The sequence below is a fragment of the Brevibacillus thermoruber 423 genome (genome assembly GCF_000454065.1).
Lineage (GTDB): Bacteria > Bacillota > Bacilli > Brevibacillales > Brevibacillaceae > Brevibacillus > Brevibacillus thermoruber.
In genome coordinates this window covers 499,236-520,981 of the sequence record NZ_KE695649.1, presented here as the reverse complement: position 1 = coordinate 520,981, position 21,746 = coordinate 499,236, and the positions used below count along the sequence as shown (strand labels likewise).

General features: G+C 60.5%; 19 protein-coding genes. 11 read left to right on the top strand and 8 right to left on the bottom strand.

Features of this window, described 5'->3' with window-relative positions:
- Positions 1 to 40 precede the first annotated feature (40 nt).
- Complete coding sequence (locus M516_RS0107505) at positions 41 to 238, top strand: hypothetical protein (protein WP_029098573.1); 198 nt, start codon at positions 41 to 43, stop codon at positions 236 to 238.
- Between the two features lie 135 nt (positions 239 to 373).
- Here the strand turns inward: M516_RS0107505 and M516_RS0107500 are convergent, their stop codons facing one another.
- Positions 374 to 586, bottom strand: coding sequence for a cold-shock protein (locus M516_RS0107500; RefSeq protein ID WP_029098572.1), 213 nt, complete (start codon positions 584 to 586; stop codon positions 374 to 376).
- 249 nt (positions 587 to 835) lie between these two features.
- On the opposite strand from M516_RS0107500, the gene M516_RS0107490 reads away from it, so the two are divergent.
- Together M516_RS0107490 and putP are read left to right on the top strand one after the other, a co-directional pair.
- Positions 836 to 1,294, top strand: a complete 459-nt coding sequence (locus M516_RS0107490) for a hypothetical protein (protein ID WP_029098571.1) — start codon at positions 836 to 838, stop codon at positions 1,292 to 1,294.
- Positions 1,295 to 1,861: 567 nt separating this feature from the next.
- Positions 1,862 to 3,331 (top strand): sodium/proline symporter PutP, encoded by a 1,470-nt coding sequence (putP, locus tag M516_RS0107485; protein WP_029098570.1) that lies wholly within the window; start codon positions 1,862 to 1,864, stop codon positions 3,329 to 3,331.
- A 360-nt stretch (positions 3,332 to 3,691) separates the two neighbouring features.
- Here the strand turns inward: putP and pdxR are convergent, their stop codons facing one another.
- Complete coding sequence (pdxR, locus tag M516_RS0107480; protein ID WP_029098569.1) at positions 3,692 to 5,113, bottom strand: MocR-like pyridoxine biosynthesis transcription factor PdxR; 1,422 nt, start codon at positions 5,111 to 5,113, stop codon at positions 3,692 to 3,694.
- Positions 5,114 to 5,308: 195 nt separating this feature from the next.
- Here pdxR and M516_RS0107475 point away from each other — a divergent pair, with 195 nt between their 5' ends.
- Positions 5,309 to 5,896 (top strand): GNAT family N-acetyltransferase, encoded by a 588-nt coding sequence (locus M516_RS0107475; RefSeq protein WP_029098568.1) that lies wholly within the window; start codon positions 5,309 to 5,311, stop codon positions 5,894 to 5,896.
- Positions 5,897 to 6,009: 113 nt separating this feature from the next.
- On the opposite strand, the gene M516_RS0107470 is transcribed toward M516_RS0107475, so the two are convergent.
- Positions 6,010 to 7,977, bottom strand: a complete 1,968-nt coding sequence (locus M516_RS0107470; RefSeq protein ID WP_029098567.1) for a dynamin family protein — start codon at positions 7,975 to 7,977, stop codon at positions 6,010 to 6,012.
- Positions 7,978 to 7,985: 8 nt separating this feature from the next.
- Positions 7,986 to 9,659, bottom strand: coding sequence for a dynamin family protein (locus M516_RS0107465; RefSeq protein ID WP_238550930.1), 1,674 nt, complete (start codon positions 9,657 to 9,659; stop codon positions 7,986 to 7,988).
- Positions 9,660 to 9,851: 192 nt separating this feature from the next.
- On the opposite strand from M516_RS0107465, the gene M516_RS0107460 reads away from it, so the two are divergent.
- From M516_RS0107460 to M516_RS25490, 4 genes are read left to right on the top strand one after another with little or no spacing between them, the layout of a single operon-like run.
- Positions 9,852 to 11,423: a spore germination protein gene (locus M516_RS0107460; RefSeq protein WP_029098565.1), complete on the top strand. Its 1,572-nt coding sequence runs from the start codon at positions 9,852 to 9,854 to the stop codon at positions 11,421 to 11,423.
- The gene (locus tag M516_RS0107455) at positions 11,420 to 12,526 is read left to right on the top strand and encodes a GerAB/ArcD/ProY family transporter (protein ID WP_029098564.1); all 1,107 of its coding nucleotides are present in this window, start codon (positions 11,420 to 11,422) and stop codon (positions 12,524 to 12,526) included. Before M516_RS0107460 ends, M516_RS0107455 begins: the two co-directional genes overlap by 4 nt.
- Complete coding sequence (locus tag M516_RS0107450) at positions 12,519 to 13,763, top strand: Ger(x)C family spore germination protein (RefSeq protein WP_238550929.1); 1,245 nt, start codon at positions 12,519 to 12,521, stop codon at positions 13,761 to 13,763. Before M516_RS0107455 ends, M516_RS0107450 begins: the two co-directional genes overlap by 8 nt.
- A 12-nt stretch (positions 13,764 to 13,775) precedes the next feature.
- Positions 13,776 to 13,925 (top strand): hypothetical protein, encoded by a 150-nt coding sequence (locus tag M516_RS25490; protein WP_193746949.1) that lies wholly within the window; start codon positions 13,776 to 13,778, stop codon positions 13,923 to 13,925.
- Between the two features lie 73 nt (positions 13,926 to 13,998).
- Here M516_RS25490 and M516_RS0107440 read toward each other — a convergent pair whose 3' ends face one another.
- From M516_RS0107440 to M516_RS0107430, 3 genes are all read right to left on the bottom strand, one after another.
- Positions 13,999 to 14,523 carry a type 1 glutamine amidotransferase domain-containing protein gene (locus tag M516_RS0107440; protein WP_029098562.1) on the bottom strand — a complete coding sequence of 175 codons (525 nt, stop codon included), beginning with the start codon at positions 14,521 to 14,523 and terminating at the stop codon, positions 13,999 to 14,001.
- A gap of 77 nt (positions 14,524 to 14,600) precedes the next feature.
- Complete coding sequence (locus tag M516_RS22985) at positions 14,601 to 17,054, bottom strand: heavy metal translocating P-type ATPase (protein ID WP_081656466.1); 2,454 nt, start codon at positions 17,052 to 17,054, stop codon at positions 14,601 to 14,603.
- 173 nt (positions 17,055 to 17,227) lie between these two features.
- On the bottom strand, positions 17,228 to 17,596 hold the full coding sequence (locus M516_RS0107430) for an ArsR/SmtB family transcription factor (RefSeq protein WP_029098561.1): 369 nt from the start codon (positions 17,594 to 17,596) through the stop codon (positions 17,228 to 17,230).
- 274 nt (positions 17,597 to 17,870) lie between these two features.
- Between M516_RS0107430 and M516_RS0107425 the strand changes: the two genes are divergently transcribed.
- The 3 genes from M516_RS0107425 to M516_RS0107415 are packed head-to-tail and all read left to right on the top strand — an operon-like array spanning position 17,871 to position 20,240.
- The gene (locus M516_RS0107425) at positions 17,871 to 18,119 is read left to right on the top strand and encodes a FeoA family protein (protein WP_029098560.1); all 249 of its coding nucleotides are present in this window, start codon (positions 17,871 to 17,873) and stop codon (positions 18,117 to 18,119) included.
- 2 nt (positions 18,120 to 18,121) lie between these two features.
- Positions 18,122 to 18,853: a FeoB small GTPase domain-containing protein gene (locus tag M516_RS0107420; RefSeq protein WP_029098559.1), complete on the top strand. Its 732-nt coding sequence runs from the start codon at positions 18,122 to 18,124 to the stop codon at positions 18,851 to 18,853.
- The gene (locus M516_RS0107415; protein WP_029098558.1) at positions 18,831 to 20,240 is read left to right on the top strand and encodes a nucleoside recognition domain-containing protein; all 1,410 of its coding nucleotides are present in this window, start codon (positions 18,831 to 18,833) and stop codon (positions 20,238 to 20,240) included. The genes M516_RS0107420 and M516_RS0107415 overlap by 23 nt, the downstream gene beginning before the upstream one ends.
- A 105-nt stretch (positions 20,241 to 20,345) precedes the next feature.
- Here the strand turns inward: M516_RS0107415 and M516_RS0107410 are convergent, their stop codons facing one another.
- A complete protein-coding gene (locus M516_RS0107410) occupies positions 20,346 to 21,731 on the bottom strand; it encodes a DJ-1/PfpI family protein (RefSeq protein ID WP_035289068.1) in 1,386 nt (461 codons plus the stop codon).
- Between the last annotated feature and the right edge of the window lie 15 nt (positions 21,732 to 21,746).

Genomic DNA, 21,746 nt, shown 5'->3' with positions numbered 1-21,746 from the left:
CTCGCTGACGCATGGCAAAGACCGAAAGGAGTGTACCGATGTGAGCGTTTATCCCTTTATCATAGCCGTCTTCGTTCTATCCCTTGTCGGACTTGTCTGCACCATCCTGATCGGCCGCAACCCGGAAGAAAAGACGAACAGAAGTTTTGCGAAGCGGTCGAAAAACCTGCTCTCGATCTATCTGTTCCTCACGATTGTTTTGTTGATCGCCTTTTTCGTATTTTTGTCCCGTCAGTAAGACATGCGCAAAAAGACGCCGGCTGCTCCTGCGGGAGCAACGGCGTCTTGAACGTCTGCAGGACTGTTTGTCGAGGGGCATCCGGCTGGCGTCTGCTGCTCCGCCGGGCTGCCGGGCTGCCGGCTGGGTAAGCTGTCAGCCGTCGCTGTTCTTGCGGACCACGTTTGCCGCCTGCAGGCCGCGCTGGCCGTTGACGATGTCAAACGTGACCGGTTCTCCTTCCTCCAGATTGCGGTATCCCGTTCCGGTGATGGCCGAATAGTGGACAAACACGTCGGGGCCGCCCTCCCGTTCAATAAAGCCGTACCCTTTTTCCTTGCTGAACCATTTCACTTTCCCTTGAATCATTGCCCTTCCTCCCTGTCGTCAGTGCAGCTCGCTGGCTTATCACATCATATGCGGCTGCGGAGAAAGTGGAAACGCATCACAAAAGAATGTCGTACGCCGGCAGCGCGGCCGCGAACGCGTTTTGTCCGCTGCTGACGCAGTCGCCGTCCCCGCTCGTATGGTACAATACAGGGAGGCGTATTTCTCCATGCAGACAGAAGGGATAACCTGCGCCGAGAACCGTAACCGGGAGAAAGGAGAGAATCGATCATGCGCCAGGTACTTGTGATCGGCTGCGCGCTGCTCCTGGCTGCCTGCTCCGACGTGTCGGAAGGCGTGCAGACGGCGCAGCAGGCCGTGGAAGCGGGCAAGCAGGCGATCGAAACCGGAAAACAAGTGGTGGAAACGGGCAAACAGATCGCCGAATCGGAAATCGCCCAGCAGTTGAAAACCTACCTGCAGCAAAAATACGAGTCTTCGGAGCCGCTGCGCAAGGCGATGTTCAGCGGTGACGGCCAGTTGTTGACGGCGGAACTGCAGAAGACCGAGCTGGCCAACTTCAGCTTCTACAAATCCGACCTGTTGGGCGTCGAATTTACCGGCCAACTGACCGGGGACGGCACGTTCCGCGTGATGCGGCACAATCTGAACAACCCCGGGGAAGAGCCGACCGTCGTCAAGGAATTCAAGGTAACCCTCGACAGCAGCGGACAGATCCAGGTGCAGTAGGAGGCGCGGATGTACGGCCCGATCGCGCCCTCCGCACTGCAGCGGCATGTCCGTGCCAGCGTTTTTCCGGCCCTGTGGATCAACCGGAAAAAGTACCGCACGCAAGCCTGCACAGCCCGTGCAGGCTTTGAGTGTGTAGACAAAGTGACTGCTGGGGGGAGAAGCACGTTTCCGGCTTCCGCTCCATGCTCGCCCAGCAGGGAAGCACAGGCTGCACGCTCCGCACCGATTTGCGGGGGATCGCCAAAGCCGTATCGCTCCGCAGACCATTCAAAGGTGGCGCTCCTTTTTCCCGCAAATCGCTGCTCCGCTCGGTAGGGCTTCACAAGTCGCTCTGCCTGGAAACATGCTTCTCCTTCGATACAATTGGTTTGTCTTCAGTCTGAAGCCTGCACAGCCCGTGCAGGCTTTTTCGCTTGTTGTGCCGGACGTCTTTCCGGCATGCAACCCCTTACATGTTTTATTGTTCTGATTTTACCAGTAGATTTTAAAGCGCTTTCATGGTAGACTAGTTATCGTCACAATATGTTCAATATTGATAAAATTGTAAAGGAGAATAAAACGCTCATGGATATGCAACTGGCTGCTTCCATCACCGCCTATATGGTCGGCATGCTGCTGATCGGGTACTTCGCGTACAAGCGCACTTCCAATCTCTCTGACTACATGCTGGGCGGTCGGACGCTCGGGCCGGCTGTGACGGCGCTCAGCGCAGGGGCCTCCGACATGAGCGGCTGGCTCATGATGGGACTGCCCGGCGCGATGTTTGCCCAAGGGCTCAGCGCCTCGTGGATTGCCATCGGCCTGACGCTCGGGGCGTACGCCAACTGGTTGTACGTGGCGCCGCGTTTGCGCACCTATACGGAAGTGGCCGACAACTCCATCACCATTCCCGCGTTTCTGGAAAACCGCTTCGGCGACACCAGCCGCTTGCTGCGCCTGGTTTCCGGCCTTGTCATCATGATCTTTTTTACGTTCTACGTCTCCTCCGGGATGGTGTCCGGCGGCGTGCTGTTCGAAAACACGTTTGGCCTCGACTACCACACCGGGCTGTGGATCGTGGCCGGAGTCACCATCGCTTACACGCTGTTCGGCGGTTTTCTCGCCGTGAGCTGGACCGACTTTGTGCAGGGGCTGATCATGTTCATCGCGCTGGTGATGGTGCCGCTGGTCACCATCCTGACCGTCGGCGGAATCGGGCCGACCTTCACGGAAATCCGTGCCGTCGATCCCGCCCTGCTCGACATTTTCAAAGGCACCAGCCTGTTGGGCATCGTCTCGCTGTTTGCTTGGGGGCTCGGCTACTTCGGCCAGCCGCACATCATCGTTCGCTTCATGGCCATCTCCTCCGTCAAGGAGATGAAAAAGGCACGCCGCATCGGCATGGGCTGGATGATCTTCTCCGTCGTCGGCGCAATGCTGACCGGCCTGATCGGCATCGCCTTGTACTCCAAACAGGGCTGGTCGATTGCCGATCCGGAGACGATCTTTATCGAACTGGGCAAAATTCTGTTCCACCCGCTGATCACCGGTTTCCTCCTGGCAGCCATCCTGGCGGCGATCATGAGCACCATTTCTTCCCAACTGCTCGTCACTTCCAGCTCGCTGACCGAAGACGTCTACAAGACGTTCTTCCGCCGCTCGGCCACGGACAAGGAGCTGATCCTGATCGGCCGGCTGTCCGTCCTGCTGGTGTCGCTGATCGCCGTGGTGCTCGCCTACAGCAAGAACGACACGATCCTGAGTCTGGTCGGTTATGCCTGGGCCGGGTTTGGCGCATCGTTTGGCCCGGTGGTGCTGCTGAGCCTCTACTGGAAACGGATGAACAAATGGGGCGCCCTCGCCGGGATGGTCGCCGGCGCCGCCACCGTCATCATCTGGACCCAGTTCGACGTGCTCAAGAATTTCCTCTACGAAATGGTGCCGGGCTTTGCCGCCAGCCTGCTGGCCATCGTGATCGTCAGCCTGCTGACGCAAAAGCCGTCGCAGCAGCTGCAGGAGCAATTTGACCGATACGAGCGATTGAGCAAGCAGTAAGCATTTGTGCCGCTCTTCCTGCTCCACGCATACACCCTGGCGCCCAATCGCCAGCCTGCTTCTGCAGTTACAGGGCAGACCGCCAATGCATAGGCGTTGGCGGTCTGCCCTTTTCACGCATGAGGGATGCCCGAACCCCCGCAAAAATCACCGCACGGTTCCGTTCTCGCGGGGCCCTCCTCACGACGCGTTCTGCTCTCATCAATCGACAAAACGCCCCCTATCACCGGCAATCAGATGTCCGGCCGCCGTTACCAGCGCCCCCAGCCAAGAGATTCGACGAGGGATTTTGTGCGCCAGCACGTCCCCTTTCAAGCGGGTGACCTTCGTCCCTCTGCACGACAGAACCAGACAAAACGCTCAGCATCGCCCAAACCACGCGTCGGCCAGCAGGCGTATGCCCTCCGGAATGTCTTCTTCCCACACGCCGCCAAAGCCGACGATGATGCGCGGCCGCTCCTGTCCGCTGCGCGGCTCCAGGCAGTTGCGGCCGACCGGGTAGACACGCACCCCCGCCTCTGCGGCCGTACGGATCAGCTCTTCTTCGCTGCGGTCGGTATTCACTTCCAACAGGATGTGCAGTCCCACAGAATGGCCCAGCACGGTCACGCACGGCGGCATGTGGTCGGCGATCGCCTGCAGCAGGATCGCATGCTTTTTCTGGTAGATCGTCCGCATCTTGCGGACGTGCTTTTCCCAGTACCCTTTTTGCATAAAGAGCTGCATCGCCCGCTGCTCAAGGCGCGGAACGGGCGACGGATACGCCTGGAAGCCCTCCAGGTAGCGGCGCAATAGGACCGGCGGCAGCACCGTGTAATCCATCCGCAGCGCGGGGGAAAAGGCCTTGGAGAAATTGCCGATGTACACAACCGTTCCCGCCTGGTCCATGCCCTGCAGGGAGGGCGTCGGTTTGACGTTGTAGCGGAACTCGCCGTCGTAGTCGTTTTCGATGATGATCCCTCCGCACGCCTTGGCCCACTGCAGCAGGCGGAGCCGTTTGGCCACCGGCATGACCATGCCGTGCGGGTACTGGTGGGCGGGCGTCACGTAGACAACGGTGGCGCCGCTCTGCTCCAGCGCGTCCACGGACAGGCCGTCCTCCTCCAGCGGCACCGGCACGACGCGAAAGCCGTGATGTTCAAACACGACGCGGGCATCGGCGTAGCCCGGTTCCTCCATCGCCACGACCCGGTGATCGTCCCGCAGCATCAGGCAGAGAAAACTGAGCGCCTGCTGCAGCCCCGTGCCGATGACGATCTGCTCCGGCTCGCACACCAGCGTCCGCGCCCGTCTGAGGTAGCGGGCCAGCTCCACCCGCAGTTCCCACTCCCCCTGGTCGTCCCCGTAAAAGGCAAAATCGGCGGCGTACCGGTCCATCGCCTCCGTCAGACAGGCACGCCACAGCGCATACGGGAAGTGACGGGTGTCCACCACCGAGCCGTGAAAGTTGTACCGGCAGGAGAGATGCTCTCCCTTCCGCTTTTTCCATTCGGTGGGCAGCGGAGGCCGCTCGTCCGTGCGGCTGTCCGCCCAGGCCTCGATGTCGGCGGCAAAATACCCGCTGCGCTCCCGGCTGACGATGTAGCCTTCCGCCAGAAGCTGCTGATAGGCCGCTTCCACCGTGATCTTGCCCACCCCGGCGGACCGGGCGAGCTGGCGGATCGACGGAAGCCGGCTTCCCGCCGGTATGCGTCCGGCGGCAATCTCCCGGCTGATGGCGTGATACAGCTGAACGTACAGCGGTTCATCGCTGTCGGCGTGCAAGATCGGCGTCAGGTCCATTGGTCTCCCCTCTCTGTCCTTGTCAAATCTTTGCAAACTGTCACTGTCGACAGGTGCAGATGCCATGTAGACTAAGTGTAACAGAAAAGCTCGAACCGCGATACGCGCGTACAAAGCCGGCCGGCCGCCAGCGGGAGCTTTTCCTGTCACCTGCCATGATCACAACATATCGACGCATAACCGGGAGGAACACGCATGAACATCTGTCTCAAAGGGGAAAAAGTGGTACTGCGCGACATCCGTCCGGAGGATCTGGACACGCTCTACTATTGGCATTACGAGGCGGAGGACCGGGAGCATCTCAACTGGAACGGCCCCTACAAGCCGTTGGAGCCGATGATGCTGGAAGAGTACCGGCAGCTTCCCAAACACCGGGAGGCGCTGGCCCTCGCAGGCACGGACAAGCCCCGCACGGAGCTGATCATCGAAATCGACGGAGAGCTGAAAGGAAGTGTGGGGCGCTACTGGGTGTCGGAGGTGACCAACTGGTTTGAGATCGGCATCGTCATCTACGATTCGCGCTACTGGTCCAACGGTTACGGCAGCGAAGCGTTTCAGATGTGGATCGACTATCTGTTTACCCACATGGACACAGTCCGGCTGGGAATCGGTACCTGGTCCGGCAACGAGCGGATGATCCGGCTGGCCGCCCGCTGCGGCATGATCGAAGAAGCGCGGGTGCGCAAGGCGCGCATCGTGCGCGGCGAATACTACGACGCGATCAAGATGGGCATTCTGCGCGAAGAGTGGGAGGCGCGCCGGGCCGTCAAACAAGGGGGATGACTCCCCCTTGCGTTCCTTGCGGCCAGTGGCGCCGGCAAACGCAGAAAAGCGGCCCCGTGACGGGGCCGCTTTGTTCGTTTTGCTGCGCCGGTTCTCGTCTCGCCCGGTGTCGCTCAAGCCAGTTCGGCAGCCACGCGCTGCAGCTTGCCGGCCAGTTCGTCCAGATCCAGATTCATGTCCAGCGCGGCAAACACGCCGGTAAAGTACGATTCCACCTGCTCCGCCGCACGGTTCCGCTCATCCGCCGCCACGGCCGCAAACAGGGCGGAAAACTGCTCGCCCAACTGCTCGCTGCCTGCCGCGACGTAAGCGGCGACAGGTTCCTGCAGCAGCTTTTCCAGTTGGTCGCGCAGTTTTGCCTTGCCGTCCTGTTCAAAAAAGTCCTTCGTGTTTTTGAACAGGGAGAGCGCCGGCTGCAGGGCTGACGCTTCCACCGGAAGCTCTTCGGCAAACGGAAGCGTCTCCGTCTGGCGCGGCTGGTACGGAGCCAGCGTCAGCCCGGCGGCGTGCCGCTGCACGTCCCGCTGCCACTGCTCCACCAACGAGGCCCCCAGTTTGTTGACGAACTTTTCCAGCCGCAGCGTCGTGGCCCTCATCTCCTGCGCCAGGTCGTAGCTGATCGACCGCAGCAGGTCGGCCAGACAGCCCTGCAGCGCCTGCTTCATGTTCCGCCCGTCTTCTTTCAGCACGGCCGGGTTGAACGCGGCGTTGAACAGCTCGTTGAACCGGAAGAAGAGGCGCTGTTTCACATAGTACAGCAGTTCCTCCCGCTCCTTGGCCAGATCCCGTTCGGCCGATGCGGTCGACAGCTCGGCCACCGCCGCCAGCGCCGCCCGTTTCGCCTCTTCGGCGGCCTGGCGCCGCGCGAGCCGCTCGCTTTCGTCCGCCTGCGCCATCCGGATGAACTCGGCCAGCGTGTCGTGCGCCCGGCGGATTTCCCCCATCGCCGCATTGACGGCAATGGTCGTCAGCTCTTCCAGGGTAAAGCGGAGGAAATCCCGCTCAAACCCGGCCATGCCGGACAGTTGAAATGCCTGTTCCGCCGAAGGCAGCGGTTCGCCCTCCGCCGTGCCGGTGCGCTGGCGGTACACTTTTTCCGCCGAGGCGGTCAGCTTGCCCGCCTCGTGCATCCGGGCCAGCAGCGCCGTCTGGCTGGAGACGGGATAGATCCGCGGATGGCGGATGCCGCAAGCGAGCAGGTTTTTCTCCACGTGCGCCACCACGCCGTCCAGTTCTTCCCGGGAGGAGGCGAGGTCGGCGGCGTTGACGATGAAGAACATTTTGTCCATCTCGAAGGTGTCCTTCACGCGGCCCATCTGCAGCAAAAACTCCCGGTCCGCCTGGGAAAAGGCGTGGTTGTAGTAGGTGACGAACAGCACCGCGTCGGCGTTTTTCATGTATTCGAAGGCGACGCCCGTATGGCGGGCGTTGATCGAGTCCGCTCCCGGCGTATCGACCAGCACGATGCCCTGCTCGGTCAAGGGACACGCGTAAAAGAGCTCGATGTACTCGGCAAAGCAGGCTTTCTCCTCTTTGGCCACAAAGCCTTTGAACGCCTGCATGTCGACGATCAGCTCGCCCCCCAAATGGGGAGCCATGTCGCCCAGCCCCTTGGTCACCGCTTTCAAAAAGGTGAAATGCGGTTTGGCCGTCGGCGGAATGTGCGCCACATCGATCTTGTCCAGTTCGGCCAAGGCCTGCTCCAGCCCGTCGGCCGACAGGCCAAAGACGGCCAGCGAGCGCAGCACGTCCTGCTCCACCGCTTCCCGGCTCTTCAGGACCACCCGCACCGTCCCGTGCGGACGGCGGTCGGTCGGCGGCATGATTTTGTTGATCGCCGCCGTCGTCGGATTGGGGGACACCGGCAGAACCAGATCCCCCATCAGCGCGTTGGCAAACGACGACTTGCCGGCGCTGAACGCCCCGAACAAGGCGACCGTAAAGCGGTTGGCGGTCAGCCGGTCGGCACGCTCCCGCATTGCCTCGGCCTGCGCCTGCATCCCCGGCACCGCCGCAATTTCATGGCTTGCCCGCCGCAAGCGCTCCGCCGCGGCGAACAGTTTCTCCCTCAGTTGGTTCATTGTCTCCGTTACGCTCCTTCACGCAAAATCGCTCGCAGCCGCTCTTTGGCCGTCCGCTCGCTCTCTGCCAGCGCGGCCAGCCCGGCGTGGATCTCCACCAGTTCGCGCAGTGCACCCAGCCGCGCTTGCAGCGCTTCGGCCTCCGCCTCCGCCTGCTGCCGCAGCCGCGCCGTCACCTGCTCGATGAACGCCAGTCCTGCGCGGTGGTACTCCGCCTTGATCGCGTTGGAAATGTCGGAACAGTAGTTCATCACGTATTCGCGCGTGCCCGCTCCGTCCTTCACAAGGGCGGCGAGGAACTCGGCCGTCACCTCGATCCGCGTGGCGTGCACAGTGGCGTGGTAGTCTTCGTCGCGGATGCCGTACGCCTCCGGCAGCTTGCTCATCAGGTCCTTGAAGTGGAAGTCGAGATTGCCGGCCACCTTTTCGCGGACATCAGCCAAGAGGGCGTCCAGCCGCTTGGCCCGCTCCTCCTCCGTTTTTCTGGCGGCAAAGAACAGGCCCACCTTGAATCCCGGCTTGCGGCTTTCCAGATAGCGCTCCGCCGCTTCGTTGGTGCTGTAGTACGTCAGCCGCGCGTTGTCGAGCAGGGCGGTCAGCTCTTTTTCCATCTGCTTGCGCGCCTCCTCCGCCCGGCTGGCCAGCGCGGACTGTGCCGCTTCCGCCTCCCGGAGCGCCGCTTCCGCCTGGGCGGCGTCGCTCTTGTCCACGCCGTCCACCGCCAGTGCCTCCAGCCTATTTTCCAGCGCTTCGCGGGCCGCCGCGCTGCGCTGCGCGATCCCTTTCACGTGCTCTTCGATCAGGTGTTCCGCCGAGTGGACGACGCTCTCTCCGATCAGCCTCTCCCGCTCGCCGATCAGCGCCAGCAGCTTCTCCCGAAACGCCTCGTACTGGTTTTCCGGGTGGTCCGGCTCCGCCAGCGACGTGTAGAAAATGCCGTCCGGCCGGATGTTCCACGTGGCGAACGCCTCTTCCACGCTCTCCTTGTAGCTGTCGAAATCAAGCTCGAAGTCGATGTGCTTGTCGATCATGTTGACGACCAGGTAGACCGGTTTTCCGCGGTCTTTCAGCGCTTTGGTAAAATTGAAGTTTTCCTCCGCCTGCACGTGGTTGTAGTCCATCATGTAGACGACCACGTCCGCCAGGTGCAGCGCCGATTCGGTCGCGATCTTGTGGGCGGCGTCGGTGGAATCGATCCCCGGCGTATCCAGAAGACTGGAGCGCTCGTCCAGGAACGTCCCCGGATAGGAGACTTCCACCCATTCCACGGTGTCCCCGTCCACGGCAAACTGCTTCAGCTTTTCCATTTCGGTGTCAGGGTCAAAGGTCAGAACGCCGCTGCTGCGCGTATAGACGCGGGCCGCCTTTTCCCCGCCGCGGATTTTGACCACGTTGGCGCTGGTGGGAATCGGGTTGGACGGCAGCAGATTGACGCCCAATAGCGTGTTGATCATTGTCGATTTGCCGGCGGAAAAGTGGCCGCAAAACGCGATGTTCAGCTCTGCCCGCCGCGTCTTCTCGGCAAGCTGCGCCATTTTCCCCGGCGTCGTGCCGTCTCCCGTCTCTTCCATCATCGATCCGATCCGTTCCAATGTATCTGCAAGGCGGGCAAAATCCGTATCCCGCTCCATTACCTGTGTGTCAGGCACCCCTACCATCCTCTCGTCTTTCTTCCTCTCCATTCTCCTATTCTACCATGCCGAATGTACCACACCTCCTCCGGTTGTTCAATTCTTTTGCGCGAAAGCGGACATGGAACTTCCATGCAGGGGCGGACAGGCACCGCCGAATCCGCCGGGTTCGCATAATTCCGCTCGTTTCTGGAAAAAATCGCACTAACAGGCTTGCGCTTCCATGACGGGAGGGACCTCCAGGTGTTTCGCAAATACATGAGGCCGACGAAAACGATGGCTTCGCAGTTGAAGCGACGCCCGCAGCAGACGCCCGCCCTGTCCACCCCGCTCTTCGCCCGTCTTGAGGAAAACCTGTCGGCCATCAAGCAGACGTTGGGCAACCCGCAGGATCTGATCGTCAGGCCATTCACGATCGACAATGCCTCGCAGGCGTGCGCCGTGGTCTGCATTGACGGACTGGTGGACTCTGATCTCATCAATGACAAGGTCGTCAAGCACATCCAGTTGATGCTGCCGGCATCGGGAAAGACGCTCCCTCCCCCGGGGGAGGAGATGCTGACGTTCCTCTTGAACGAAGTGCTGTCCACCATCGAGGTAAAACGGGAAACGACGTTTGAAGCCATGTATGACCGGGTTCTCGCGGGAGACACCGCCCTGTTTGTCGACGGCGCGGCCCAAACCATCCTGATCGACAGCCGGGGCTGGGAGACCCGCAGCATCGACGAGCCGGTGTCGGAAGGACTGGTGCGGGGACCGCGGGAAGGGTTTACCGAGAACATCCGCGACAATACGATGCTCGTCCGGCGGCGGGTCAGGGACTGCCAGCTCCGCTTTGACACCATGACCGTGGGACGGCGCAGCAAGACCGATCTGATCATCGCCTACATGCAGGACATCGCCCATCCCGCGATCGTGCAGGAGGTGAAGCGGAGACTGGCCACCATCGACGTCGATGAAGTGGAAGAATCGGGCTTTATCGAGCAGTGGATCGAAGACGACTTTCTTTCGCCGTTTCCGCAGTGCCAGGTGACGGAGCGGCCGGACAAGGTGGCCTCCGCCCTGTTTCAGGGCAGGGTGGCCATTTTGCTGGACGGCAGCCCGATGGGCCTGATCGTGCCGGTTACCCTAAGCGTGATGCTTCATTCGCCGGAAGACTTTTACGAGCGCTGGATCGTCGGAACGCTGGCCCGGATGCTTCGCTACATCGCCGCGTTTCTGGCGGTCTTTTCTCCGGCGTTGTACGTCGCGCTCGTCACCTATCATCCCGGACTGATTCCGTCCGATCTGGCCTTTTCCATCGCGGCGACGAGAGAAGGCGTTCCGTTTCCGGCGTTTGTCGAAGCGCTGCTGATGGTGGCGACGATGGAACTGCTCCAGGAGGCGGGTCTGCGCCTGCCCAAACCGATCGGTCAGACGGTGGGGATCGTCGGCGGGTTGGTGATCGGCGAATCGGCCGTATCGGCCGGCCTCGTCAGCCCGGTCATGGTCATCGTCGTCGCCCTGACGGCGATCGCCTCGTTTGCCATCCCCGCGTACAACCTGGCGCTGACGTTTCGCATGATCCGCTTCGGCGTGATGTTCGCCGCCGCTGTCTTTGGCCTTTACGGGGTGGTGCTCACGTTTATCGCCATCTTTATTCACCTGGCCAATCTGACGAGCCTGGGTGTTCCGTACCTGACGCCGTTTGCGCCCCAACTGCTGCACGACTGGAAGGACCTGGTCCTGCGCGCTCCCGTGACGTTTATGCGAAAACGGCCGGAGACCGCGCAGCCAACGGACGACACTCGCATGAAGACAGGGGATGCGCCATGAACAACGTTTCCTATGCGGATCAAAAAATCGGCAGCAGGGAGATGGTGATCATCATCGCCAACGCCGTGATCGGTGTAGGCATCCTCACCTTTCCCCGCTCGATTGCAGATGAGACCGACGCGTTTGACGGATGGATTTCCGTCCTCATCGCCGGCGCCGCCGCCTGTCTCATCGGCTGGCTGTTGGGCAGGCTGGCCAGCCGGTTTCCTAACCACACCTTTTTCGAGTACGTGGCGCTGATCGCCGGACGGCCGTTCGCGTATCTGCTCACCCTGCTCTTCGGCGTGTACAGCACATTGCTGGCCTCCTTTGAAATCCGGGCGGTCGGCAATATCGCCAAGCAGTATCTGTTCACGACCACGCCGGTGGAGATGATCACGCTGGCCTTTTTGCTGATCGTCCAGTACGCCGCGGCAGGATCGCGCATTGCGCTTTTGCGCCTCAACCTGCTGTTTCTGCCGATCGTGCTGCTGGTCATTTTCATGGTCCAGGTGTACACGCTGCGCTTTTTGGAATGGGAAAACGTCCGGCCGTTCTTCTCTTCCGACTGGATGAGCCTGCTCAAAGGCGCGAAAGGAGTGGGCCTGTCCTTGTCCGGCTCGGAAATCGTGCTCTTTTACACGGTCCTGATGAGACGTCCGCAGGATGCCCCCAAATCGGTCATCGCGGGGCTGGCGATTCCCATCCTGCTGTACATGACGATTTACATGCTGGTCATCGGCGTCTTTTCACCGGCGGTTGCCAAAAACCTGACCTATCCCACCATCGAGCTGGCCAAAGGCGTCGAGGTGCCGGGTGGGTTTATCGAGCGGGTCGAATCCCTTTTTTTCACCATCTGGATCATGACCATCTTTAACACCTGCACCATCTGGTTTGATCTGGCCCTTTCCACGCTGCGGTCCATGTTTACCCGGCTTTCGAAATTTGCGTGGATCCTGATTCTCTCGCCGATCGTCTACCTGATTGCGATGACGCCGCAAAACCTGATCCAGTTTTTTGCCTTTGGCGACCGGCTCAGCTACTTCGGAGCGGTGATCGCCTATGTCATCCCGGTCCTGCTGCTCGCGATCGCCAAACTGCGGGGGGTGAAGGACAGTGGCTGACCGCCGCTTCGTTCGCACCGCTCTGATCGGGCTGTGCGCCTTCCTGACAGCCGGCTGCTGGGACCAGGTGCAGATCGAGGAACGCGGTTTTGTCATCGGCGTGGCCATCGACTTCCCCCGATCCACGGCGGCGGAGGAAAAGGCAGACAGGGAAGCGCCCGACAAGCCGGAAGGACGGCGGCGGTTTTTGGTCACCCACCAGTTCGTGGTTCCCGGCGGGCTGGTTTCCGGCGCGCAGGAAAGAGGCATCCAGAACAGCGCCAACCAGGCGTTTTTGAACCTCGCGTCGGAGGGGGATTCCCTGCTGGAAATCTCCAGTGAGCTGGCGACCCGGAGCAGCCGGATTCCGTTTTACCAGCACCTGAAAGTGGTGATCATCTCCGAAGCGGTGGCCAGGTCCAATTACGCCTTTGCCGACGCGCTCGACTTTTTCCTGCGCGATCCGGAACTGCGCCGGAGCAGCAAGGTGATGATCGCCAAGGGGGACGCCCGGCCTGTCCTGGAAATTTCCCCCCGCAACGAGAAACTGCCGGCCATGTACATCAACTCCGTGGCCGAAAACATCCGCAAAACCGCGCGGATGGTGCCGGAAGTACGGCTCGGCGAAGTCCACGAGAATCTGGTGAACGAGCTCAGCTTTGCGCTCCCCCGCATTACGTCGAACGAAAATGAAGTGAAAGTGGCCGGTGCGGCCGTGTTCCATGGACAATCCAACCGCTTGGTCGGTTTTTTGGGCGAAGAAGAAACGGAAGGCTTGAATTTCCTCACCGACCGCGTGAAGGGGGGCATGCTGAAAACAGCGGTCGGCCGCGACCTGGTGACGTTTAACGTCCAGACGGCCAGCCGGGACATCCGGGCGGATATCCGTCACAAGGAGCGGATGCGATTCGTCTACACCATCACGTGCGAAGGCGTGATCGACGAGTCGTTCAAGCGGTTGAATTACCTGAACGAGAACGCGACAAAAACGCTGCAGGACAACGTGGCCAAAGAAATCGAGCGGCTGGCCCGCGACACGATCAGGAAGGTGCACAAACAGATGAAAACGGACGTTCTCGGGTTGGGCAGCCACTTGAAACAGAAGCATCCCCACCTGTGGAAGCAGATCAAATACGACTGGGACCACGGCAGAAATTACTTTGCGTCGAGCGACATCGACGTCAAGGCAAACGTGTTCATCCGCAACGTGGGCGAAGTAAACATGACTGAAACCCGCGACAGGCTCGAGGTACGTTAGGACGGTGTCGCCATGTGGCAGAAGCTTTTCGGAATGCTCCCCCCGTTCATGACATTCGCCGGGGCGGTCCTGTCCGTACTGATTCCGTGGACCGTCCGCAGCATGTTTCGCAAGCTGCGCTTATACGGCAATCCGCCGTGGAAAAACGAAAAGCGGGAATGACCGCAAAAAAATAGACCATCCTCTGCAGCATCTGCAGCAGAGGACAGTCTCTGACGCCACTCTCTCCTCGGTGTCAGCGATTGGCCAACAGATCGGCAAACGCCTTGGCATAGGCGGGCAGATCGGGCGGACGGCGGGAACCGACGATGTGCCCGTCCACGACCACCTCTTCATCCACCCAGATCGCGCCGGCGTTCTCCAGGTCGTCCTTGATGCCGGGCGTGGAGGTGGTGGTGACGCCCTGCAAGATTTTCGCCGACGCCAGCACCCAGCCCGCGTGGCAGATGTGGCCGATCGGCTTTTTCGCCTCGTGCATCGCCCGGACAAAGGAGAGCACTTCCGGATAGCGGCGCAGCTTGTCGGGGGCCCAGCCTCCCGGCACCAGTACGCCGTCGTACTCGGCCGGATTCAGCTCGGACAGGGATTTGTCCGTCTGGCAGGGCACGCCGTATTTGCCCAGGTACGTCTGGTTCGCCTGCGGGCCGGCCAGGTGCACCACGGCCCCTTCCTCCCGCAAGCGCATCACCGGGTACCACAGTTCCAAATCCTCGAATTCCTGTTCCACAAAACACACGACCCGTTTTCCTCTCAGTCGCACGGCGATCAGCCTCCTTTTGCTCGTCTCCCCTTCATTCTACCAAGTTCCCGCGGAAAAAGGCAGCAGCGGGCTGCCGCCTAGCCCGCCGCCTGCCCGGCGCGGACCGGGAGCGGACGGGAGCGGTCGGCGGACCGCAGCAGCCGCATGCCGTTGGCGATCACGATCAGGGAGCTTCCCGTGTCGGCCAGCACGGCCATCCACAGCGTGGACCAGCCGAACACGATCATCAGCAGGAAGACCGCCTTCACCAGCAGCGAAAACGCGATGTTCTGCTTGATAATGCGCAGCGTCCGCCGGCTGAGGCTGACGGCGTAGGGCAGTTTGGACAGATCGTCCGCCATCAGGGTGATGTCGGCCGTTTCCAGCGCCGTATCCGATCCGGCACCGCCCATGGCGATGCCCACGGTCGCCGCAGCCAGCGCCGGCGCGTCATTGACGCCGTCTCCCACCATCGCCACGCCGGCGCCAGCGGCCTGCCACTCCCGGATGAGAGCGAGCTTATCTCCCGGCAGCAGTTCGGCATGGTAGTCGATCTCCCCCAACTCGTTGGAGACAGCGCAGGCCGTGCCCCGGTGATCCCCGGTCAGCATGACCACCCGCTCGATCCCCAGGGAGCGCAGTTCCCGGATTGCCGTCCTGCTGGCCGGACGGACCGCGTCGGCCAGCGTGATCAGCGCCACCACCTGCTGTTCCGTGCCCAGCACCATCAAGGTGTGGCCGGTCTCGTGAAGCTGCTCAATCCGCTGCTCGACCCGCTCCAGCGAGAGCCCCACATCGCTGGAGATCCACCGCGGGTTTCCGAGCACATACGTGACGCCGTCCACCCGGGCTTTCACCCCGCCGCCGGGGACGGAGACAAACTGATCGCTTTCGGGGATGGCCACGCCCTCCTGCTTCGCCTTGCGGACGATGGCGGCCGCCAAGGGGTGTTCCGACCGGGCTTCCACGGCGGCGGCGATGGCGAGAATCTCCGCCTCCGTCAGAGCGGACACGGGAATGATCCCGGTCACTTCGGGATGCCCCTGGGTGAGCGTCCCCGTCTTGTCAAAGGCCATCACCGACACGGCACCGAGCCGTTCCAGATGGACGCCCCCTTTGATCAAAATCCCGCTGCGGGCGGCATTGCCGATGGCGGAGACGATGGAGACGGGGGTGGAAATGACCAGCGCGCAGGGGCACGAGACGACAAGCATCATCAGCGCGCGGTAAAACCAGTCCGCAAACGGCTGCTGGAACAGAAGCGGCGGAACGACGGCAATCGCGACCGCTACGGCGATCACCGCCGGCGTGTAGTAGGCGGCGAAGGCGTCGACAAAGCGCTGCGACGGCGCTTTTTGCGCCTGCGCTTCTTCCACGAGATGAACGATCCGGGACAAGGTGTTGTCCTCGGCCCGTCTGGTCACCCTGACCGTCAGCGCCCCCTGCTGGTTGATCGTGCCGGCGAACACCTCGTCTCCGGCCCCCTTTTCCACCGGAACGGACTCGCCGGTGATGGGCGCCTGGTTGACGGACGACCGCCCGTCGGTCACGACGCCGTCCATCGCGATCTTTTCCCCCGGTTTGACCAGAATCGTATCGCCGACGCGGATCTGTTCCACCGGAAGCGTCAGCTCCCGACCGTCGCGCAGGACGAGCGCTTCAGCCGGCGCCAGTTCCATCAGGCTGCGCAGCGATCGTCTCGTCCGGTCCATGGTATAGGCTTCCAGCGTTTCCCCCAGCGAAAACAGGCAGACCACCGCCGCTCCCTCCGCCCACTCGCCAATCGCCACCGCCCCGATGACGGCGATCGTCATCAGGAAGTCGATGCCGACCGTGCGCGACTTGAGGCCGTACAGGCCGCTTTTGGCGATGCGAACGCCGCCGGCCAGGATGGACAGCGAGTAGAGCAGCGTGATTAGCGGCTCCGGTGCCGCCGGCGCGAATCCCAGGCCCCAGGCGGCGAGAAACAAGAGGGAGGCGGTCACGGTCGACCAAGCTTTTTTGTTCTGCCGCCAAAAGCCCCGCTCCTCCTCCCGCCTGTTCGCCTCCTGCTCCCGGACGGCTTCGTAGCCCGCCTGGCGGACGGTGTCGATCACGCGGTCAACCGCCGTCCCGTCGTGCTCGACGGTCATGATCGCCGCGCCGAAATTGACCTGGACGCGATGCACGGCGGGCAGGGCTCCCACCTTTTTCTCCAGCTTTTGCGCGCAATCGGCGCAGTCCATCCCGCGGATGCGGAAGCGAGCCGTGGCCGTCCCCCGCTGCTGCGGGACGACGTCGTAGCCCAGTTTCCGGATCGTGCCGACAATCTCCTCATGCGTCGTCCGATGCGGATCGTAGCTGACGCTTGCCTTGGCGACGGCGGCGTTCACTTCCGCCCGCGCCATCCCGGGCAGCCGGGCCAGGCTTTTCTCCAGACTTGCCGCGCAGTCGGCACAGTGCAGACCGGTCAGGGACAGCGTTTCGCTGACGGTCTCAACGGCTGTACCGTTCCCGCAGCATCCCGTTTCCGCGTGGGAGGCCGCTTTGCAGCACTCGTCCGTTTTGGCCATTCGTTCCACCCCACTCAAACATATGATTAATTGTTCATGTATTTCATCCTCAAGATCATCTTATTTTTTCCGGCTGCAAAACGTCAACACCATTTTCCCCGGGAGGCCAGCCGCGCATGCAGGCCGCAGCGCAAACAAAAAACCCGCCTGCCAAGCAAGCGGGCCTCGGACGATCAGCCGTGTTTCATGTGCTGAAGCGTCTGCACAAATATCTGTTCAATATGATCGTCGTCCAGCGAGTAGAAGACGGTTTTTCCCGCCTTTCGCCGTTTGACGATGCGCAGATTTCGCAGATAACGGAGCTGGTGCGACACCGCCGACTGCCCCATGTCCAGGGCCGTGGAGATGTCGTGGACGCACAGCTCCCTGTGCAGCAGGGCGTAAATGATCTTGACCCGGGTAGGATCGCTCAGCGCGCGAAACAGATCGGCGAGCGCCCCGGCCGTGTCGTCGTCCATCATGGCTTCCTTTATTTCAGCGGCCGTCGGTTCCGACCCCTGACACGTCTCGTCACAGGCATCCTGCATCTCGTTTGATACCATCCAGTCACCACCCCAAAAGAGAACCGTTACGATTTCCATTATAGCAGACAAATGAGCCAAAGTCGTGCCGGAGCCTTGCGCTCTCCCCCGGCAGACAGGACTGTTGCCCGAAGGACGAAATGTTGCACTGGAGAAACTTTTTGTTTCTAAGAAAAAATAATTGTACTATACTAACAGTAAGAACCTGATCCAACATTGGCACATATTTTGTAAGCAAAAATTTGCCCTCGGCAAACATTTTGTCCCATGCGAAAAGCACAGGGGGTGGCATCACATGGCTTCGACCACAATCCCGCTTTCCGAGGCAAAAACCGGAATGCGGCTTGTTTTAACCGGAATCAACGTGCAGGGGGTCCTGCGGCGAAGACTGCTCGACCTCGGGTTCGTCCCGGGAAACGTCATCGAGGTCCTGCAGAAAAGTCCGCTCGGCGATCCGGTCGCGTTTCGCGTGAACAATACGACGATCGCCCTGCGCAGGGAAGAGAGTTCGCAGATATTCGGAAACATCTTGGGAGGTGAATGAACGTGCGCATGTACACAATCGCCCTGGCCGGCAACCCCAACACCGGAAAGAGCACGCTGTTCAACACGCTGACCGGCCTCCGCCAGCACACCGGAAACTGGGCGGGAAAAACGGTGCTGACGGCCGCCGGCGAGTTTGTCCACCACGACGTCACCTACCGGGTGATCGACCTGCCCGGCACCTACTCGCTGTATTCCAATTCCGCCGATGAGGAAGTGGCGCGCGATTACATCATTTTTGAACAGCCCGACGTAACCGTCGTCGTCGTGGACGCCACGTCGCTGGAGCGCAACCTGAACCTGGCGCTGCAGGTGCTGGAGATGACCAACCGCGTCGTCCTCTGCGTCAACCTGATGGATGAGGCGAAGCGGTTGGGCGTTCATGTCGACGTAACCAGGATCAGACAAAAGCTGGGCGTGCCGACGGTCGCCATCTCGGCCCGCAACCGGACGGGGATCGACGAGCTTTTGGAACAGGTGGAAAAAGTGGCGTCCGGCAAAATCATCCCGCAGCCCGTGACGATTTCCTACAGCGCGGAAATCGAGCAGAAAATCAAGGAGCTGGAGCCGCATATCCTGCGCCTGTTGGGCACGCGTTTTCCGCCCAGATGGATTGCGCTTCGGCTGCTGGACGGCGACGAGAAGCTGCTCGCCTCCCTCAAGGCGCACCTCGACACCGTCGCAGCACCCGGCTTGAAGGAGGTTGTCCCCCATGAACAGATCTCTTGCCACTGAGAGACCGGACTCGCTCGATTCGCTGTTTGCCCTGGCCCAGAGCATGGCCGGCGGAGACGCGATCCGCGACGGAATCGTCCGCGACATCTACCAGACGTCCCGGAACATCTGCCGGGAGGCCGTCCGCTACGAAGACCCCAAGAAGCTGGAAAGCACGTATCGGCTGGATAAAATCGTCACCTCGCCCATCTGGGGCTTCCCGATCATGCTGGCGATTCTCGGCGTCGTGTTCTGGATCACCATCGCCGGCGCCAACGTCCCGTCCGGGATGCTGGCCGACATGTTCGGCGTTATCGAAGGGTACCTGACGGCCGCGTTTCAGGCCGTTCACGCGCCTGACTGGCTGCACGGCCTGCTCGTGCTCGGGCTGTTCCGCGGGACGGCCTGGGTCGTCAGCGTCATGCTGCCGCCGATGGCGATCTTCTTCCCGATCTTTGCGCTGCTGGAAAACTTCGGCTATCTGCCGCGGGTCGCGTTCAACATGGACCGGTTGTTTAAAAAGGCGGGCGGGCACGGGAAGCAGGCGTTGACCATGTCGATGGGCTTCGGCTGCAACGCGGCGGCGATCATCTCCACCCGGATCATTGAATCGCCGCGGGAGCGGATGATTGCGATCCTGACCAACAACTTCGTCCCCTGCAACGGGCGCTGGCCGACGCTGATCCTGCTGGCCTCGCTGTTCGTGGCTGCCGGTGTCGCCAGCCAGTACCACACGCTCGTCACGGCGCTCATCGTCATGGGCATGGTGCTGATCGGCATCGTCGTCACGCTGTCCGTCTCCTGGATTCTGTCCAAAACGGCGCTGCGCGGCGTCCCCACCCACTACACGCTGGAGCTGCCGCCGTACCGGAAGCCGCAGATGCTCAAAACCGTGCTGCTCGCTTCCAAGGACAAATCCCTGAGCGTGTTGACCCGGGCGGTCGTCGTCGCCGCTCCGGCCGGCGTGATTACCTGGATCCTGGGCAACGTGACCGTGGGCGGCGACAGCATTTTGAATCATCTGGCTTCCGTTTTCCAGCCGTTCGCCCACACGCTCGGACTTGACGGGTACATCCTCATGGCCTTTCTGCTCGGGCTGCCGGCCAACGAGATCGTCCTGCCGATTCTCCTGATGGGGTATCTGTCCTCCGGCGCGATGGTGGACACGGACGGCATGGACAATATCAAGGACATCTTTTTGGCACACGGCTGGACATGGCTGACCGCGCTGAACATGATGCTGTTCTCGCTCCTGCACTATCCCTGCGGCACGACCCTGATCAACATTTACAAAGAGACCAAAAGCGTCAAATGGACCGTGCTGTCCGCCCTGATCCCGCTGTCCATCGCGGTTGCCGTGACGTTTGTCATCGCGCAGACGGCGCGGGCATTGGGCTGGGTGGCTTGATTACAGACAGACCGCCGGAGATCACATCCTGGCGGTCTGTTTTGCTGCCTGAAAGCCACTTTCCCTTCACCATACCGGCGTTACGCTTGAATGCCGCATGGATATTCAGCTCAGCGTCTCGCTGCGACGACCGTAGCACAAACGTTTCCGTTTCAAAATGAAGCGTCTGTCCAGATAAAAGGCGACCAGAACCGATACGGCTAAGGTTAGCAGCAGTTCTCCATACGTTTCAAGAGGAAACGGTTTGCCTACAAGCTGGAAATCGTTAGCCCGAAATTCGAGTCGTTTCACCGCATGTTTCGCTGTAAGAAGGTCCTCTTGCTTGGCTAAATCTTCAAGCTGAACTTCGAATATAAACCGATCCGGGGAATCGGCATGAACGAACTGAAGCTCGATGGTATTCCCCTTTTCGTTCCAGCTTTTCAATTCCTCCGTTGCCAATGATCTTGCCTCGATGCCGGGAACGATCATTTTATCCAGTTTTGGGAGATTGGACATCGAATGTCTGGCAATCACATTCAGTCCGTGTTTTGTCACGATGGGCTGCTCCGAACTTGAGACGGATAGGACCCGTGTTGTTCCGGTGTCGGCATAGATATCAAATACGGAAGCCAGTGCCATTTCCTCCACACCGTCATACAGCAGTACACCCGCCTTATTTTTGCTCCACTGAAAAGCGTTGTTCAATACATAGGTTGCATAGCGCAGATCGACGTAAAATGGTTCTACCTTCGGATTTTGAACGAAGTGATAGGAAGGATACTTCAATTCATTCGCTATTTTTGCTGCCATCGGTTCGCCAAGTTGTTGCGAGATAACATAGAGGACGGCATCGATTCCTGACGATATACCTGCTGAGGATATGAGGTTCGGGCCATTAGACACAAAACGTTGATCATTTATCCAGTTCACTTCAGGATATTTCTTGGTAAGGACCGGCATCGTTTGCCAGTGCGTTGCTGCTGATTTGCCATCCAATAACCCGGTAGCGGCAAGATTGTCCGCGCCGGCGCAAATGCTTATTAAAGTGGTTTCCTTGTGCTGCAGTATCCATTTACGGACAGGTTCATAGCTCTTCGGGTCCCTCATCGTCATGTAGGGGATCGCGATAATGTCGGCACTTTTTCCCAACAGTTCATCCATTTCTTTAAAAGAGTAGTGCGGCACCACATCCAAACCGCCTGTCAGTGACCTCACCTGATTGTCCTCGGCAACGGCATATACATTGTATGCGCCGGTCATCGAAAACAATTGGTACGGAATCATGAAATCTAATCCTTCCGTATTTTCATTTCCCAACAAAACAACAACCGTAGGTTTATTGGGATCATGCTGGGGTTTCTGCACTCCTTGCAAAGAAGGAACGGGTTCTTGGCGAACCGAGCCCCAAAACGCTTTCTGAGAACTCAGATATCCGCTGGCTATGACTCCTCCCATCAACACAACGACAACACTTAGATAAACGGCGATTCGTAACAAAAACCTCAACATCCGGATCAATCTCCT

Coding starts and splice junctions, on each gene's coding strand:
- M516_RS0107425 (WP_029098560.1), top strand. CDS start 17,871: ATGGCTTCGACCACAATCCCGCTTTCCGAGGCAAAAACCGGAATGCGG.
- M516_RS0107490 (WP_029098571.1), top strand. CDS start 836: ATGCGCCAGGTACTTGTGATCGGCTGCGCGCTGCTCCTGGCTGCCTGC.
- M516_RS0107500 (WP_029098572.1), bottom strand. CDS start 586: ATGATTCAAGGGAAAGTGAAATGGTTCAGCAAGGAAAAAGGGTACGGC.
- M516_RS0107470 (WP_029098567.1), bottom strand. CDS start 7,977: ATGAACCAACTGAGGGAGAAACTGTTCGCCGCGGCGGAGCGCTTGCGG.
- M516_RS22985 (WP_081656466.1), bottom strand. CDS start 17,054: ATGGCCAAAACGGACGAGTGCTGCAAAGCGGCCTCCCACGCGGAAACG.
- M516_RS0107430 (WP_029098561.1), bottom strand. CDS start 17,596: ATGGTATCAAACGAGATGCAGGATGCCTGTGACGAGACGTGTCAGGGG.
- M516_RS0107410 (WP_035289068.1), bottom strand. CDS start 21,731: ATGTTGAGGTTTTTGTTACGAATCGCCGTTTATCTAAGTGTTGTCGTT.
- putP (WP_029098570.1), top strand. CDS start 1,862: ATGGATATGCAACTGGCTGCTTCCATCACCGCCTATATGGTCGGCATG.
- M516_RS0107465 (WP_238550930.1), bottom strand. CDS start 9,659: ATGGAGAGGAAGAAAGACGAGAGGATGGTAGGGGTGCCTGACACACAG.
- M516_RS0107415 (WP_029098558.1), top strand. CDS start 18,831: ATGAACAGATCTCTTGCCACTGAGAGACCGGACTCGCTCGATTCGCTG.
- M516_RS25490 (WP_193746949.1), top strand. CDS start 13,776: ATGTGGCAGAAGCTTTTCGGAATGCTCCCCCCGTTCATGACATTCGCC.
- pdxR (WP_029098569.1), bottom strand. CDS start 5,113: ATGGACCTGACGCCGATCTTGCACGCCGACAGCGATGAACCGCTGTAC.
- M516_RS0107455 (WP_029098564.1), top strand. CDS start 11,420: ATGAACAACGTTTCCTATGCGGATCAAAAAATCGGCAGCAGGGAGATG.
- M516_RS0107475 (WP_029098568.1), top strand. CDS start 5,309: ATGAACATCTGTCTCAAAGGGGAAAAAGTGGTACTGCGCGACATCCGT.